Origin of the sequence: Variovorax sp. RTB1, assembly GCF_035018765.1 — a bacterium.
GTDB lineage: Bacteria > Pseudomonadota > Gammaproteobacteria > Burkholderiales > Burkholderiaceae_C > Variovorax.
On the sequence record NZ_JASJXG010000035.1, the window covers coordinates 1 to 15,765 of the forward strand.

Annotated in this window: 15 protein-coding genes and 1 pseudogene; 12 read left to right on the forward strand and 4 right to left on the reverse strand. The window is 63.4% G+C overall.

The window, feature by feature from the left end:
* Nucleotides 1-179: 179 nt before the first annotated feature.
* Together QN397_RS18840 and QN397_RS18845 are read right to left on the reverse strand one after the other, a co-directional pair.
* Nucleotides 180-1,691: a tripartite tricarboxylate transporter permease gene (locus tag QN397_RS18840; RefSeq protein WP_323496902.1), complete on the reverse strand. Its 1,512-nt coding sequence runs from the start codon at nucleotides 1,689-1,691 to the stop codon at nucleotides 180-182.
* Between the two features lie 12 nt (nucleotides 1,692-1,703).
* Nucleotides 1,704-2,192, reverse strand: a complete 489-nt coding sequence (locus QN397_RS18845) for a tripartite tricarboxylate transporter TctB family protein (protein ID WP_323496903.1) — start codon at nucleotides 2,190-2,192, stop codon at nucleotides 1,704-1,706.
* Nucleotides 2,193-2,399: 207 nt separating this feature from the next.
* Between QN397_RS18845 and QN397_RS18850 the strand changes: the two genes are divergently transcribed.
* A complete protein-coding gene (locus QN397_RS18850; RefSeq protein ID WP_323496904.1) occupies nucleotides 2,400-2,816 on the forward strand; it encodes a MarR family winged helix-turn-helix transcriptional regulator in 417 nt (138 codons plus the stop codon).
* 217 nt (nucleotides 2,817-3,033) lie between these two features.
* Nucleotides 3,034-4,275: a sodium:proton antiporter gene (locus QN397_RS18855; RefSeq protein WP_323496905.1), complete on the forward strand. Its 1,242-nt coding sequence runs from the start codon at nucleotides 3,034-3,036 to the stop codon at nucleotides 4,273-4,275.
* A 33-nt stretch (nucleotides 4,276-4,308) separates the two neighbouring features.
* Here QN397_RS18855 and QN397_RS26770 read toward each other — a convergent pair whose 3' ends face one another.
* Both QN397_RS26770 and QN397_RS18860 read right to left on the reverse strand, forming a co-directional pair.
* Nucleotides 4,309-4,467 (reverse strand): hypothetical protein, encoded by a 159-nt coding sequence (locus tag QN397_RS26770; RefSeq protein WP_416352179.1) that lies wholly within the window; start codon nucleotides 4,465-4,467, stop codon nucleotides 4,309-4,311.
* Nucleotides 4,389-5,316 (reverse strand): annotated as a pseudogene (locus QN397_RS18860) (SulP family inorganic anion transporter); the annotation flags it as partial. The gene QN397_RS26770 and the pseudogene QN397_RS18860, both read right to left, overlap by 79 nt.
* Nucleotides 5,317-5,500: 184 nt before the next feature.
* On the opposite strand from QN397_RS18860, the gene QN397_RS18865 reads away from it, so the two are divergent.
* The 10 genes from QN397_RS18865 (at nucleotide 5,501) to QN397_RS18910 (ending at nucleotide 15,720) form a co-directional block, all read left to right on the forward strand.
* Nucleotides 5,501-7,324: a glycoside hydrolase family 15 protein gene (locus QN397_RS18865; protein ID WP_323496906.1), complete on the forward strand. Its 1,824-nt coding sequence runs from the start codon at nucleotides 5,501-5,503 to the stop codon at nucleotides 7,322-7,324.
* The gene (locus QN397_RS18870; protein ID WP_323496907.1) at nucleotides 7,321-8,040 is read left to right on the forward strand and encodes an ROK family protein; all 720 of its coding nucleotides are present in this window, start codon (nucleotides 7,321-7,323) and stop codon (nucleotides 8,038-8,040) included. Before QN397_RS18865 ends, QN397_RS18870 begins: the two co-directional genes overlap by 4 nt.
* Before the next feature lie 245 nt (nucleotides 8,041-8,285).
* Complete coding sequence (locus tag QN397_RS18875) at nucleotides 8,286-9,089, forward strand: SDR family oxidoreductase (protein WP_323497038.1); 804 nt, start codon at nucleotides 8,286-8,288, stop codon at nucleotides 9,087-9,089.
* Entirely contained in the window at nucleotides 9,079-10,659 is a 1,581-nt protein-coding gene (locus QN397_RS18880; RefSeq protein WP_323496908.1) for a GMC family oxidoreductase, read from the forward strand. The genes QN397_RS18875 and QN397_RS18880 overlap by 11 nt, the downstream gene beginning before the upstream one ends.
* Nucleotides 10,656-11,060 (forward strand): DoxX family protein, encoded by a 405-nt coding sequence (locus QN397_RS18885; protein ID WP_323496909.1) that lies wholly within the window; start codon nucleotides 10,656-10,658, stop codon nucleotides 11,058-11,060. The genes QN397_RS18880 and QN397_RS18885 overlap by 4 nt, the downstream gene beginning before the upstream one ends.
* Nucleotides 11,057-11,494, forward strand: a complete 438-nt coding sequence (locus QN397_RS18890; protein ID WP_323496910.1) for a cupin domain-containing protein — start codon at nucleotides 11,057-11,059, stop codon at nucleotides 11,492-11,494. Before QN397_RS18885 ends, QN397_RS18890 begins: the two co-directional genes overlap by 4 nt.
* A 226-nt stretch (nucleotides 11,495-11,720) precedes the next feature.
* On the forward strand, nucleotides 11,721-11,831 hold the full coding sequence (locus QN397_RS18895; protein ID WP_323497039.1) for a hypothetical protein: 111 nt from the start codon (nucleotides 11,721-11,723) through the stop codon (nucleotides 11,829-11,831).
* 44 nt (nucleotides 11,832-11,875) lie between these two features.
* A complete protein-coding gene (locus tag QN397_RS18900; RefSeq protein ID WP_323501642.1) occupies nucleotides 11,876-12,667 on the forward strand; it encodes a VOC family protein in 792 nt (263 codons plus the stop codon).
* A gap of 166 nt (nucleotides 12,668-12,833) precedes the next feature.
* Nucleotides 12,834-13,256 carry a DUF305 domain-containing protein gene (locus tag QN397_RS18905; protein WP_323501643.1) on the forward strand — a complete coding sequence of 141 codons (423 nt, stop codon included), beginning with the start codon at nucleotides 12,834-12,836 and terminating at the stop codon, nucleotides 13,254-13,256.
* 34 nt (nucleotides 13,257-13,290) lie between these two features.
* Nucleotides 13,291-15,720: a glucose/quinate/shikimate family membrane-bound PQQ-dependent dehydrogenase gene (locus tag QN397_RS18910; protein ID WP_323496913.1), complete on the forward strand. Its 2,430-nt coding sequence runs from the start codon at nucleotides 13,291-13,293 to the stop codon at nucleotides 15,718-15,720.
* Nucleotides 15,721-15,765 lie beyond the last annotated feature (45 nt).

Here is a 15,765-nt window from a genome sequence, read left to right on the forward strand (position 1 = left end):
CGGGGGGGGAGGGCACCACGACCGCCTGCTCGACGCGGCCAGGCGATGCCGTCGAAATCCGTGCAGGCGAAAACGGCGAGGTCGGATTCAAGGGAACTTGGGTACTGCATGCGGCCAGGACCACCAATGTCCCGCCGGGAATGGCAATGCAGAGACGGGAGAGGTATCTGTGCATCGGGTTACTCCTCTACAAACGCTTCTTCGCGTTTCGATTTGACTGCCGGCAACAACACGACGGTGAGCAACAGCACAGCAGCAACCAGCAGCCCCGCCGATATCGGCCGCGTGACCAGCACCCCCCAGTCCCCTCGGGACAACAGCAGCGCGCGCCGGAGGTTCTCCTCCATCATCGGTCCGAGGATCAGGCCCAACAACAGCGGCGCAGGCTCGCAACCCAGTTTCAGGAAGGCGTAGCCGACGACTCCGAAGAAGCCGACCATCCAGACATCGAAGGTGTTGTTGTTCGTCGAGTACACGCCGATGGCACAGAACAGCACGATGGCCGGGAAGAGCCAGCGGTAGGGGATCGACAACAACTTGATCCACACGCCGATCAGCGGCAGATTCAGGATGATCAACATCAGGTTGCCGATCCACATCGACGCGATCAGGCCCCAGAACAGCTCGGGGTTGCTCGTCATGACCTGCGGACCCGGCTGGATGTTGTGGATGGTCATGGCACCGACCATCAGGGCCATCACCGGATTGCCTGGAATGCCAAGGGTGAGCAGCGGGATGAAGGACGTCTGTGCGCCAGCATTGTTGGCGGACTCCGGGCCGGCGACGCCGCGGATGTTGCCCTTGCCGAACGGAATCTCGCCTTGCCGCAGCTTGATCTTCTTTTCGAGCGTGTAGGAAGCAAAGGCCGACAGCAGCGAGCCTCCGCCCGGAAGGATGCCGAGCGAACAGCCCAGCGCCGTGCCTCGAAGCACGGCAGGCATCATGTTCCTGAAATCTTCCTTGGTGGGCATCAGGCCGTGCAGCTTGGCCGTGAAGACCTGGCCCTCCTCTTCGCTGCGTGACAGATTCGCGATGATCTCGCCGTAACCGAAGATGCCCATGGCGATGGCCACGAAGCTGATGCCGTCGGTGAGTTCGGGAATGTCGAAGCTGAAGCGCGCCACGCCTGAATTCACATCGGTGCCGACCAGGCCCAGAAGCAGACCCAGCATGATCATGCAGATGGCTTTGATCAGCGATCCGGAGGCCAGCACCACCGCGCCGATCAATCCCAGCACCATCAGAGAGAAGTACTCCGCCGGGCCGAACTTGAATGCCAATTCGGTCAGCGGCGGCGCGAAGGCCGCGAGCACCAAGGTGCCGACGCAGCCGGCGAAGAACGACCCGAGCCCCGCGGCCGCGAGCGCCGGTCCGCCCCGTCCCTGTTTGGCCATCTGGTGCCCGTCGATGACGGTGACGACAGAGGACGATTCGCCGGGCAGGTTGACCAGGATGGCCGTGGTCGAGCCGCCGTACTGCGAGCCGTAGTAGATGCCGGCCAGCATGATGAGCGCGGCCACCGGGGGAAGCGCGTAGGTGGCCGGCAGCAGCATCGCGATCGTCGCGACCGGGCCGATGCCGGGGAGCACGCCGATGAGCGTTCCGAGCAGGCAGCCCACGAAGCAATAGATCAGGTTTTGAACGGTGAGCGCGGCTTCGAAGCCGATGGCGAGGTTGTGGATCAGTTCCATGGAACGCAGACCTCAGCCGGTGATGAACGTGGGCCAGACCTGGAACTGCAGGCTCAGGCCGATGATGAAGGTCAGGTAGCTGCCAATCGCCAGGATCGTGGCCAGGATGAGGGCCGCCTTGAGCGTGAAACGTGTGCCGGCAAGGCTTGCGATCAGCACTAGGGCGTAGATCGCGATCATCAACCCCATCGCCGGAACGCCCATCGTCGGCAGGCCTCCGAGCAGCAGGCCAAACACCAGGTTGGCGCCGATGACCAGGGTCAGCGGTTTCCAGGCGATGCGCCCGACCGGGTCACCGCCGGCCGGACCTGCCGACAGGGCCCCCACCATGACCACCCCGCCACCGATGGCCAGCAGGATGCCGAGCACGAGCGGGAAATAGCCAGGCCCCATTCGGGCTCCGCTTCCGATGTTGTAGTTCATCGCACCAATGGCAAAGGCAAGGCCAACGCCACTGAACATGAGACCGGACAGCAAGTCCTTCTGGCTCTTGATTTTCATGGATTGGGAAGATCTCTCAGGGAAGTGGAATTCGACAGGGGAAGCCTGCACGAAAGCAGAAACGCAGCCATGACGCCGGGTCAGGCTGCGTTCAGATATGTCATGTTATGAGGTTATGTATGTCACGTCGTGAGTAATAACCCTTCGCACTGCGGGAACAGTCCGCAAGCCACTGCTACATTCATCTGTCCGACGAGCACACAGCCAATGACAAACAACCAAGGTGCAGCGGAGAAGCATCGCTTCGAAGCTCTTTCAGATTTCCGCTTTCGCTTGCGCAGCTTCCTGCGGTTCAGCGAAGACGCTGCACGTGAGGAGGGCATCACGGTGCTGCAGTACCAATTGATGCTTCACACGCAAGGGTTTCCAGGAAGACAGTGGGCGTCGATCGGAGAAATTGCCGAGCGGCTGCAGGCGCAGCCGCACGGTGTGGTCGCCCTGGTTTCGCGTTGCGAGGAAGCCGGACTCGTCAGGCGCAAGGCGAGTGCGGTGGACCGACGCCAGGTTGAAGTTCATCTGCTTGCTGCAGGCCGCAAGAAGCTTGCTCGGCTGGCCACGCAGCACGCCGACCAGCTGTCCGAGTTGGCCATCGCAGTGGGCCTGGCCAATCGCACGCCCGACTGAGCCCTCCGACCGAGTCGCGCTGTGCATTGCGTCCCACGCGGGGGCCGGCGGTTGAGCGCGAGGCTTGCGCCATGGCGTCAGTTGTTCCTCTGAACGCCCGCATCCGCAAACTGCGCAACCCACTCGGCGCTTCATCGACCACCGGAGCGAAGGGCGCGGTGTCCTCCATCACTCTCGAGGCGCTCCGCCTGTCGCTCGGCCTATACAGTTGCCGTACATGCTCGATATTGCCGCCATCTGTCTCGTCGTTACGGCGTTGCTCGCCTACCTTAACCACCGCTTCGTCCGGTTGCCCACCACCATTGGGGTGATGGCCATCGCCTTGGGTATCTCGCTCGTCCTGCTCGGCCTCAACGCACTCGGCCTCGATCACGGGCTGCGCCAGTACGAGGAATCGTTTCTGCGCTCGATCGATTTCTCCGATGTGCTGATGCAGGGCATGCTGTCGTTCCTCTTGTTCGCGGGCGCATTGCATGTCGATCTGCGCGCGCTGCGGCAATACCGATGGCAGATCGCCGTGCTGGCCCTGGTCGGAACGATGGCCTCGACCCTGGTGGTCGGCACGGGCATGTGGCTGGTGCTCCCCTTCATCGGTGTCCAGCTGCCCTTTCTGTACTGCCTCCTCTTCGGCGCACTCATCTCGCCGACCGATCCGATCGCGGTCATGGGCATTCTCAATTCCGCTGGTGCGCCGAAGAACCTGGAGCTTGTGATCGCCGGTGAGTCGCTGTTCAACGATGGCGTCGGGGTGGTGATCTTCGCGCTGCTGCTGGGTGTGCTGACCAGCGGCAGCGCGCCGACGCTGACGGTCGCTGGAGGGTTGCTGCTGCGCGAAGCCGGTGGCGGCATCGCTTTCGGCCTGGTGCTGGGCTACGTGACATTCCGCTTGCTGCGCAGCATCGACCAGTACCAGGTCGAGGTGTTGCTCACGCTGGCTGCGGTGATGGGCGGCTACGCGCTGGCCAGCCATCTCCATGTCTCGGGGCCGTTGGCGATGGTGGTCTGCGGACTCATGATCGGCAACGGTGGTCGTGCGCTCGCCATGTCCGATCACACGCGCCGCTACATCGACATGTTCTGGGAATTGCTCGACGAAATCCTGAACGCCGTGCTGTTCGTGCTGATCGGTCTCGAGGTGCTGCTGATCGCCTTCACCGCACCGATTCTCGTTGCGGGAGTGGTGGCCATCGTCGTGACACTGGCGGCCCGCTGGATCACGGTGGGCTTGCCCGTCGGCATCGCCGGCACCTTGTTCCGCCTGCCGCACGGCTCTCCGCGCGTGCTCGCATGGGGCGGACTGCGCGGCGGTATCTCGGTCGCACTTGCACTGTCGCTGCCGGTCGGCGCCGAACGCGAGATCATCCTTGCGCTGACCTATTGCGTGGTGGTGTTTTCGATCCTGGTTCAGGGACTGACCATTGGTCGTGTCGTGCGATCCGCCATTGGTGCGGTGCGGTGAATTTGCAATGGCTCGCAGGCGACATGCCGCTGTTTACTCGATGCCGACATCCAGCTTCGCCACGAGTGCGCGACCCTGCTCGTTCAGGCCGAACACGTCGACCGTGCTTGCGCCGAGCCCCAGTCCAGCGTGGAGGCCGAGACCATGACCATGATCGCCACCAGCGCGGCCACTGGCACCTGTGCGACCCATGCTTGAACAGCACTATGAGGATCAAGAGGAACGCACCAGCGAACAATGTCGACAGCCGACCACGACCGCCGTAGCGCACATTGCTCGCCGTCTGGTCGATCATTCCGCACCCTGCAATGCCGCCGAAGAGGCTGGCCGCCACATTGACGATGCCGAGCCCGCTGCACTCCGTCTTCTTGGAACTGGGGGTGTCGGTCAATGCGTCGACGACGCTGGCCGTCATCATCGATTCGAGCAGTTCGACCATCGCGATGGCAAATGCTGGCAGGGCGATCAGTCGAAGCGTCTCGATGGCAAAAGGAACGGAAGGCAAAGCAAAAACGGGCAATGAATCGGGCAGCAGACCGAGGTCTGCCACCGTCTTCAACGGCAGATGCATCCACTGACCCACGAGTGTCGGCACCACGACACAGACTAATGGAGAAGGCACCGCTGTCGTGATGCGCGGCAATCCGTAGATCACCACCAGCCCGAGCCCGACCATGGCCCAGGTCGCGCCATTGGCGCCGACGATATGCGGCATCTGCGCTGAAAAAATGAGGATCGCCAGCGCGTTGATGAAGCCGGTGCGGACGGAGCCGGACACGAACCGCATGAGCACGCCGAGCCCGCTGCGGCAGACACCATCTCCGGTCGACCGCCGGTGAAGGCGAGCACGATGCTGATGATGAACGATGCGAACAATCCGATGGCCGGGTCGACGCCTGCCGCGAATGAGAAAGCGATGACTTCCGGTATCAGTGCGAAGGTCGCCACGGCGCCGGCCATGAGTTCGCGCGGAATGCTGGGCGCCCACTGGGCACGGAATAAATGAAGGTATCTGGACACGAGTGAACTCGGCCCAGGCATGGAGCGTCCCGGGGAGTAGAACATCCAGGCAAAAGCTTGCTTTTCCCGAATTCCAGGCCCTTTCTCCCATTTCGATTGAACTCCTGTTGTCGCGAAGCGCTCTATCGGTTCAACCATTGGGAGACACATGATGCAAATGAGGATGATTGGACTTGGGCCCGGAACCGCATTGGAGAATTGATTCATGCCGCTGCTCATTGAAGACTACGCGCTCATCGGCGATGGCCACACCGCCGCGCTGGTGGGCCGTGATGGCTCGATCGACTGGCTGTGTCTGCCACGTTTCGATTCGGGCGCCTGCTTCGCAGCACTTTTGGGCAGTCCCGCGAATGGGCGTTGGCTGATCGCACCGCGGGACTCAGTGAGCAACACAAGCCGTCGCTATCGGAACGGCACTCTCATCCTCGAAACCGACTTCGAGACCGAGAGCGGCACCGTGCGCGTGATCGACTGCATGCCGCTATCGAACCAGCGGTGGGACGTGCTGCGCATCGTCGAAGGGCTGAGCGGCCGGGTCCGGATGCACACAGAGCTCGTGATCCGCTTCGACTACGGCTCCATCGTGCCTTGGGTGCATCGCGCCGATGGTGCGCTTTTCGCGACCGCGGGGCCCGACACGCTCGAACTCCATACGCCGGTTCAGACTCGCGGCGAGCACATGACTTCGACGGCCGACTTTGAAATCGGTGCCGGAGAGCGCGTGCCGTTCGTACTCAACTACCGCCCGTCTCACACGCCGGAGCAGGAGCCGATCGACGCCGACGAGACGCTGATGCGGACGCAGAGCCGCTGGCTGGAATGGTCCGAGCGCTGCAGCTACCAGGGACGCTGGCGAGAACCGGTGCTGCGCTCGCTGCTGACTTTGAAAGCACTGATCTACGAACCCACCGGCGGCATCGTGGCAGCACCCACCACCTCGCTGCCGGAACACCCGGGTGGGGTGCGCAACTGGGACTATCGCTATTGCTGGCTGCGAGACGCCACCTTCACGCTCAATGCGCTGCTGCTGGCAGGCTACACCGAGGAGGCGCGGGCCTGGCAGGAGTGGCTGTTGCGTGCCGTTGCCGGCAGTCCGGCGGACATGCAGATCCTGTACAGCGTGACCGGCGAGCGTCGACTCGAGGAGATCGAACTCGCATGGTTGCCCGGGTATGGCAATGCCGCACCGGTGCGGATCGGCAACGCGGCTGCGACCCAGTTCCAGCTCGACGTCTACGGCGAGGTGATGGACACACTGCACCTCGCACGCGCAGCCGGGCAGACGCCGCAGCCGCACGCTTGGCGCATCCAGTGCGTGCTCCTGGCGTTTCTTGAAACTCATTGGCGCGAGCCCGACGAGGGCATCTGGGAAGTCCGCGGGCCAAGGCGGCACTTCACGCATTCCAAGGTGATGGCATGGGTCGCTTTCGACCGTGGCGTCAAGGCGGTCGAGCGCTATGGCCTGGACGGGCCGGTAGAAGCATGGCGCCGCAGTCGCGACGAGGTCCACGCGCAGGTCTGCGAAGCCGGGTTCGATGCGAAGCGCAACAGCTTCGTACAGCATTACGGCAGCGCGGAACTCGATGCCAGCCTGCTGCTGATCCCGCTGGTCGGCTTTCTGCCACCGGACGACGCACGCGTGCGCGGCACGATCGAAGCGATCGAACGCGAGTTGTTGATCGACGGCTTGGTGTTGCGCTATGCGCCGGCGGCCGGCATCGACAGCCTGCCGCCGGGCGAAGGCGTGTTCCTGCCCTGCAGTTTCTGGCTGGCCGACTGCCTGGCCGTGACCGGTCGGCACGCCGAGGCCGAGGCCTTGTTCGAGCGGCTTCTCGCGCTGTGCAATGACGTCGGCCTGTTGTCCGAGGAGTTCGACCCGCGCAGCGGGCACATGCTGGGTAATTTCCCGCAGGCCCTCAGCCACATGGCGCTGGTGAACACTGCGCGACTACTGTCGCTGTCATCGGAGCAAGTCGAAAAATCGGGCAAGAAGGGTGAACGTCCCGCTGCCGTGAGCCCCGCGCCATGAACGCACCCCGCAAGACAGTGGCGCCCAAGATCCTGGTAGTCGATGTCGGCGGTTCGCGCGTCAAGTGCCTTGTCAGCGGCGAGACGCGTGTTCGCAAGTTCGCGTCCGGGCCGGTTCTCACACCGCAGAAAATGATCGAGGGTGTGCTCGCGATAGTCGCCGACTGGACCTTCGATGTTGTCTCGCTCGGCTATCCCGGCGTCGTGCGCCGGGGCTCCCCAACCCTCGAACCGCAAAACCTGGCGCCGGGCTGGGTCGGCTTCGACTTCGAGGGCGCGTTTGGCCGACCCGTTCGCATCCTCAACGATGCGGCAATGCAGGCCCTGGGCATCTATCAGGGCGGCAAGATGCTTTTCCTGGGACTGGGCACGGGGCTCGGTTCCGCGCTCATCGTCGACAGGCACATCGTGGCCATGGAACTCGGTCACCTGCGCCGCAGCAAGAGGCACGACTATGAAGACCTTCTCGGTAAACAAGGCTTCAAGCGTTTGGGAAAGAAGAGGTGGCGGCGCAAGGTGTGTGCGGTCGTCGAAGGGTTCAGCGCTGCGTTGTTGCCCGACGAGGTCGTGGTGGGTGGCGGGCAGGCCGACCGCCTCAAGAAACTGCCATCCCGCACGCGGCGCACCGACAACACGGCGGCCTTTGTCGGTGGCTTTCGACTCTGGGATGAATCGACCTCCGACGAGCCGGCATCAAGCTATACAGATCTTTCGTGAGCGGCTGAGCAAGCGAGGGCGGTTGAGAGCAGCACGCGCGCGGACCGTTCGCGTAGCGGCCCTGTCCGGCAGCGCCGCCACCACATTCCTGTCATGGCTTGGTGGCTGAGCAGCGCAGTCTTGTTCATCTGCTCGCTTCCCAACGCCCCATGACCACATCATCCAACACCAGTTCCGTCCTGGGAGCGCCAGCGCCGAACGATCGTGTTTTGCCAGAGGACAGCCCTCCGTTGCCACGTCCACCCATTCCCATCGTGCTGGAGGGACAGCCTGCGTTGGTGACGGGCGCCAACTCCGGCATCGGTCGCGCAGTCGCTCTGGCGCTTGGCAGGGCGGGGGCCGACGTGGTCGTCAACTACGTCTCGGATCCCGAAGCCGCAGAGGCTGTCGCAGCAGAGATCCGGGGCTTCGGTCGACGTGCGATTGCACTCCGGGCCGATGTGAGCGATGAGCAGGAGGTCGAAACTATGTTCGCGGAGGCGATCAAGGTTTTCGGCACGTTGCATGTCGTGGTCTGTAATGCTGGCCTGCAGCGCGACGCACCGTTCCACCAGATGACGCTCGACGAGTGGCATACCGTCATCGGCGTCAACCTGACAGGCCAGTTCCTGTGTGCGCGCAGTGCCGTACGCGAATTCGTCCGCCGCGGCGTCGATGAAAAGGTCTCGACGGCCGCGGGCAAGATCATCCACATGAGCTCGGTGCACGAGATGATTCCGTGGGCTGGCCATGCCAACTACGCGGCATCGAAGGGCGGCGTTGAAATGTTGATGAAGAGCCTGGCGCAGGAAGTTGCACCCCTGCGCATCCGGGTGAACGCCATCGCGCCCGGCGCGATCCGCACGCCCATCAACACCGCCGCATGGCAGACCCCCGATGCCTATGCAGACCTCATGAAGCTGGTGCCCTACAAGCGCATCGGTGAACCGGCGGACATCGGACAGGCGGCCGTGTGGCTGGCTTCCGACGCGTCGGACTATGTGACGGGCACCTCGCTGTTCGTGGACGGCGGCATGACGCTCTTCCCTGGGTTTGCCAGTGGCGGCTGACCATTACGACCTGATCGTCGTCGGCAGCGGCCCCGGTGGTGCTTCGCTGGCCCACCGGCTCGCGCCCAGCGGCAAGCGCATCCTGATCCTCGAACGCGGCGACTATCTGCCGAAAGAGACGGCCAACTGGAGTTCCAGCGAAGTCTTCGTTCACGGGCGCTATCAGGCGCGCGAGGCCTGGTACAGCGCCGAGGGTCAGAAGTTCGAACCGGGGCTGCATCGCTATGTGGGCGGCAATTCGAAGGTGTATGGCGCGGCGTTGTTGCGACTGCGCGAGCGCGACTTCGGCGAGCTCGTGCATGGCGACGGTGTGTCGCCTGCCTGGCCGCTGCGCTATGAAGAGTTCGCGCCCTGGTACGACGAAGCGGAGCACCTTTTCCACGTGCACGGGCAGCGCGGCGAGGATCCGAATGAGCCGCCATCCAGCACCCCTTTTCCCTATCCCGCGGTCTCGCACGAACTTCGCATCGAGGCGTTGCATGCCAGCCTGGTAGCACAGGGTTTACGGCCTTTCCATCTGCCGCTGGGCATCCTGCTCGAAGAACGTGACGGCCTGCCGACGCGCACCAGCCGCTGCATTCGCTGCGACGCCTTCGACGGCTTTCCATGTCCACTCGACGCAAAAGCCGACGCGCAGGTGGTGTGCATCGATCCGATGCTGCGAGAGCATCCCAATGTCACGCTGTTAACCAACGCCATGGTCGACCGCCTGGAGACCGATGCGTCGGGGCGTCGAGTCATGGCCGCCTGCGTCACTCGCCATGGCCGGCAGGAGCGCTATTCGGGCGATATCGTGGTGGTGGCCTGCGGGGCACTGAGCACGGCGCTGTTGCTGCTTCGTTCCTCCAACGACGCGCATCCGAACGGGCTTGCCAACGGGTCGGGTCAGGTCGGGCGCAACTACATGCGGCACAACCAGTCGGTGCTGATGGCGCTGTCGCGCGAGCCGAACGACACCACATTCCAGAAGACGCTCGCGGTGAGCGACTATTACTTCGGCGCACCCGACTGGAACCATCCGCTGGGTCTGATCCAGATGTGCGCCAAGTCGCATGCGGACCAGATCCGGGGCGAGTCGTTGCCGTCCTGGCTCGAATGGCTGCCGGACATGCCGTTCGAGGCGATGGCGCGTCATTCATTGGACTTCTGGTTGTCCAGCGAAGATCTGCCGCGACCGGAAAACCGCATCCAGCTTGGCAACGACGGTCGCGTCACGCTCGCCCTCACGCCCAACAACATGGAGGCGCATCACCGCCTGCGGGCCAAGCTGGAGGGCTTGCTCGACGGCGCTGGCGCGCACGTCAAGCTGCTGGAGCGCAAGCTCTATTTCGGCAAGGACATCGCGCTGGGCGGCACGGCGCACCAGGCCGGCACCGCGCGCTTCGGCACCGACCCGGCCACCTCGGTGCTGGATCTGAATTGCAAGGCGCATGAGCTCGACAACCTCTACGTCACAGACGCCAGCTTCTTCGTCTCGATAGGCGCGGTCAATCCGACGTTGACCCTCATCGCGAATGCGTTGCGCGTTGCCGCCCACATCGGCGAGCGTCTCGGAGTGACTCACGCATGAGCCTTGGAAACCACCAAGACCTGCTCATGCTGCTGGCGCGCATCTGCCTGGTACTGATGTTTCCGTTCAGCGCGCTGGACAAGGTGCTGCACTGGAAAGCTGCGCTCGCACAGGCCGACTCGTCCTTCCTGCCCGGTGGCGCCATCTTGCTGGTCGGCGCGATGGTGATCGAGGTGCTGGCGCCCATGTGCATCGTCCTGCAGTGGCATGCGCGAATGGCCGCTCTTGTCCTCACGGCCTTTTGCGTCGTGACGGCCTTGCTGTACCACCCGTTCTGGCGCCGCGGCGATTTGTGGGCCGACGGCGACAGTGTCGATCGCCAGCACTTCTGGGACTTCACCAAGAACTTCGGACTCGCCGGCGGACTACTTCTGGTGGCGCTGGGGGCAGGCCTCTCATGAATGCACCACTGACGCACTACTGGCACCTGTGGACCGACGGCGATGGCGCGAGCCATCAGACGCGCTGCGCGCTCACGGCGTTCCAGCTGGCCCAGGTCGGGCAGGCTGCACCGCAGTGGAACGACGAGCAGCCGCGCAGCGAGGCGACGGTCGTCTTCACCGTGCAGCCGGTGGGCTGGGTCGGCGACTGGCATGAAAATCCGGCGCCGCAATGGATCGTTCCCCTGTCCGGCCGCTGGTGGGTCGAGGCGATGGACGGCACGCGCATCGAGATGGGGCCGGGCGAGCTTTCGCTGGGCGAAGACCAGCACTGTCGTGCTGATGCGCAAGGGCGCAAGGGCCATCGCTCGGGCACGATCGGCGCCGAGCCGGCCCACCTGATCACCATTCGTCTGCACGTCGAGCCAGTCGGCCAGGCATGCCATCTTCGCTAGTCATGAACGACGTGCAAAAACACCACATCGTCGATCCGCGCCTTCGGTCGTTCGTGCTCGCGAATGCCGAACTCGAGCTGCTGTTCGACCAGGCACGCTGGCTCGCAGGTCCGGTCTGGTTCGCCGACCACGGCAGCCTGCTCGTGAGCGATGTGCCACCAAGCAGTCGCCAGAGTTGCCGCCGTCGGTGTACCGCTTCGATCTGCGCAACGGATCGCTCACCGTCGTGGCGGATGATTTCGAAGGGCCGAACGGCCTGTGCTTTTCGCCCGATGAGAAACGGCTCTACGTCTTGGGGAGCGGAGCTGTGAACCAACGGGGATGTCAGTGGCCGTGAACCGAAGTGCCTTGGCGAGGGGCAAAACGACCGGGTTCTTCGCATTGGAGCGTCACGTTCGCTCGCTGGAACGCTCGATCGATTTTTACGTTCGGGGATTGGGATTCACGTGTGAAAGACATCACGGCGAACACGCGCTGGCGGCCGATGTAATTCTGACGCTGGGGCAAGAGCGCATCGCACTGTCCGCCGTCGAAAACGCGGAAGAAGTCATTGCGCAAGTTCCCGGCCCGGACGTGCGCTTTCAGCATCTAGCGATCGTGACCCGCGACATGTCGATGGCCGTGCAACGGTTGCAAGTCTTGGCGCCGATCCCCATTACGAGAGGCCGCCCGCAGCGGCTCCCTCGAGCTTCGGGCGGCGCGACGGCATTCAAATTTCGCGACCCGGATGGTCATCCACTCGAACTCATCGAGTTCGCTACCGGCCAGTGTCCCGATCGATGGCGCCACCGGGCCGGCAGCGACGAAACGCTCGGGATCGACCACGCAGCGATCAGCGTTTCGCGGGTCGAACAAAGTATCGGCTTCTATTGCGGACTTGGTTTCTCGGTGCAAACGCGGCAGGTCAACCGAGGCGTCGAGCAGGGGCGGCTGGATGGCCTTGACGAGTTGGAAGATGTAGAGGTCGAAGTGGTGGCGCTGGTTGCCAGCGGCCCGCCAAGTGTCCACCTCGAACTGCTTGCCTATGCGAAGCCTGCCGCCTTCGGCCAGCGGCGGGACAAACGCGCGCCCTCGCGTGCGGCAGATTGCCTGACGTGGTTCGGCGCCCCGTCCATGACCTGCTTTGCAGACCCGGACGGCCATGTCAACCGTGTGATAGCGAGACCACCTTGATCGGCGACGGGCTGTTGCCTCTTCGCTGGTGGTCTCGGGTCGACGTGCCGTCAGCCCCGCGAACTCCTCATCGCCAAAAAGCTTTCTTTCTGAATCTTCTACCGGGGAATAAAAGATGACACCCTATAAACGTTTCGCTGCAATGGTCGTCGTATCGACGATCGTCATGTTCGGGCTGATGTACCTGAATACATTTGAACTGGATCACGTTTTCTTTAGCGAAACGCGCGCATACATGGCGTTGCTCATGGGCGCAACGATGGCCGTAGTCATGTTGGCTTTCATGCTTCATATGCTGCAAAACCGCGGCGCCAACGTCGGCATTGCAGTCGTGAGCGGTTTGATTTTCGCCGCGTCGCTCTGGTTGGTTCGCAGTCAAGCCACGGTCGACGACGTTTCGTACATGAAAGCGATGATCCCGCACCATTCGATAGCCATCATGACCAGCAAGCGTGCGCACATCACCGATCCCCGAGTTCGCAAACTGGCCGATGGCATAGCCGACACCCAGGTTCGAGAAATTGCGGAAATGAAGCAATTGATTCAGGACATCGAAAAGCGCCGTTCGCGAATCGACCAGTGGCCATGAATCTCAATCCTTGTCGTTGCGGGTTAGGAACTCTATGAAAAACAATTCCTTTGCTCCGGTTTCCGCGGTCTCGGGCTTCGTGATCGCCGCTTTGGGACTGGCGCTCGGCGCCGCCGGCGCATGGCTCATCGCGCTAGGGGGCAGCTGGTATTACCTGATCGCGGCCATCCTCATGTTGTCTGCGGGCGTGTCCTTGATCCGGGGCTCCGTCATGGCACTCTGGATTTTTGCAGCCCTGCTCATGGGGACGCTTGCATGGGCGCTGTGGGAGGTAGGACTTGACTGGTGGCCACTCGCCGCGCGCCTGGGCTTTCTGTTTCTGCTGGGCGCCTTTCTCGTGGGCCCCTGGATCGTCCGGTCGTTGGGCCCGCGCGAGCCGACCGGTATCTACGGCCTTGGCCATGAGGAACGCGCCTCATGGCGTCGCGGAGGCGGCCTGGCACTCAGCGTGGCACTTGTCGCGTGTGCGTTGCCGTTGACTTTCTCACTGACCCGGGACGTTCATCAGATCGATGGCGTGTTGCCCGCCGCGAAGGCACAGGCTTCAGCGTCGAACACCGCAACCAGTGTCTTGCCCGACGGCGAATGGCCTGCATACGGCCGCACCGGCTACGGCCAGCGCTATTCGCCGCTGGCACAGATCACGCCGTCCAACGTCGCGAATCTCAAGGTGGCGTGGCAATTCCAGACCGGTGACATGCGCGGTCAGCCCGGGGATCCGGTCGAGACGACCTACGAAGTCACGCCGCTGAAAGTGGGTGACAGGCTTTACCTCTGCAATCCGCATCAGTCGGTGATCGCGCTGGACGCGACCAGTGGCGCGCAGGTGTGGCGCTACGACCCGAAGATCGAAGGCGCGCTGGCATTGCAGCACCTCACCTGTCGCGGTCTTTCCTACCAGCCTCCACACGCAGCAGCCGACACCGGCATCGTGTCCGATGGCTGTGCGCACGGCAAGCTCTTCATGCCCACGGCCGATGCCCGCTTGATAGCCTTGAACCCCGACAACGGTGCCTTGTGCAGCGCCTTCGGCGGAGGCAAAGGCGAGATCGACCTGTCGGCCCACATGCCCAATCCTCGGCCCGGGTCGTACTACTCCACCTCACCGGTGGTGGTCACGCAGAAACTGGTCATCGTCGGCGGCACGGTACTCGACAACGTTTCGACCCACGAGCAGTCCGGCGTGATCCGTGCCTTCGACGTCGACACTGGAGCGCTGGTCTGGAACTGGGACTCGGGCAATCCGGAGGCCACCACGCCGATCGCGCCCGGTGAGAGCTACACGGTCAATTCGCCCAACAGCTGGTCTATCTCGAGTGTCGACGAGGCACTCGGCATGGTCTATGTTCCCATGGGCAACCAGCCGCCGGACCAGTGGGGAGGCAAGCGGAGCGCAGCCGTGGAGAAGTATTCGTCGTCGGTGGTGGCACTCGATCTCGCGACCGGCAAGGTGCGTTGGGTTTTCCAGACCGTTCACCACGACCTGTGGGACTACGACGTCCCGTCGCAGCCCAGCCTGATCGACCTCACGATCGATGGCGCCACCGTGCCGGCGCTGGTGCAGCCCACCAAGCAGGGCGAGCTGTTCGTGCTCGACCGCCGCACTGGCATGCCGATCAACACCGTGACCGAAGAGCCCGCGCCGCAGGGCGCCGCGCAAGGCGACCATACGGCCCCCACACAGCCGAAGACGGCCCTCTCGTTCGATCCGCCCAAACTGCACGGACGCGACATGTGGGGCGCGACGATGTTCGATCAACTCGCGTGTCGCATCGCATTCCATCGCCTGCGCTACGACGGGCGATTCACTCCGCCGTCGACACAGGGCTCCTTGATCTACCCGGGTAACTTCGGTGTCTTCAACTGGGGCAGTGTCGCAGTGGACCCGCAGCGCCAGATCGCCTTCACGACGCCGACCTACCTCCCTTTCGTGTCGAAGCTCGTTCCGAGGCCCAATGACACGGCCCTGATGGTGCAGACCGATGGGCCGCCGAGCGGCGCCTTGCCGGCGCTCAACGAGAACTTCGGCGCGCCGTTTGCCGTGGCGCTGAGTGCTTTCACATCACCGTTTGGATTTCCCTGCACGGCGCCGCCTTGGGGCTATGTCGCCGGGGCCGATCTCGCGAGCGGAAAAATCGTCTGGCAGCATCGCAACGGAACGGTGCGCGATCTCGCGCCGGTGCCTTTGCCGTTTCGCATGGGGGTGCCCAACCTGGGTGGCCCCATCGTGACCGGTGGCGGCGTCGCGTTTTTGTCGGGCACGCTGGACTACTACGTGCGTGGCTATGACGTCAGCAGTGGCCGTCAGCTTTGGGAGAGCCGGCTGCCTGCCGGCGGGCAAGCCACGCCGATGACCTACACGGGCGCAGACGGACGGCAGTATCTTTTGGTGATTGCGGGAGGCCATGGGTCGACGCACACCAAGGCGGGCGACTACGTGATCGCCTACGCACTCCCAAAATGATGCAAGGTGTCCATGTCGAAGTCTCCAACCCGGACTGCAACGCTC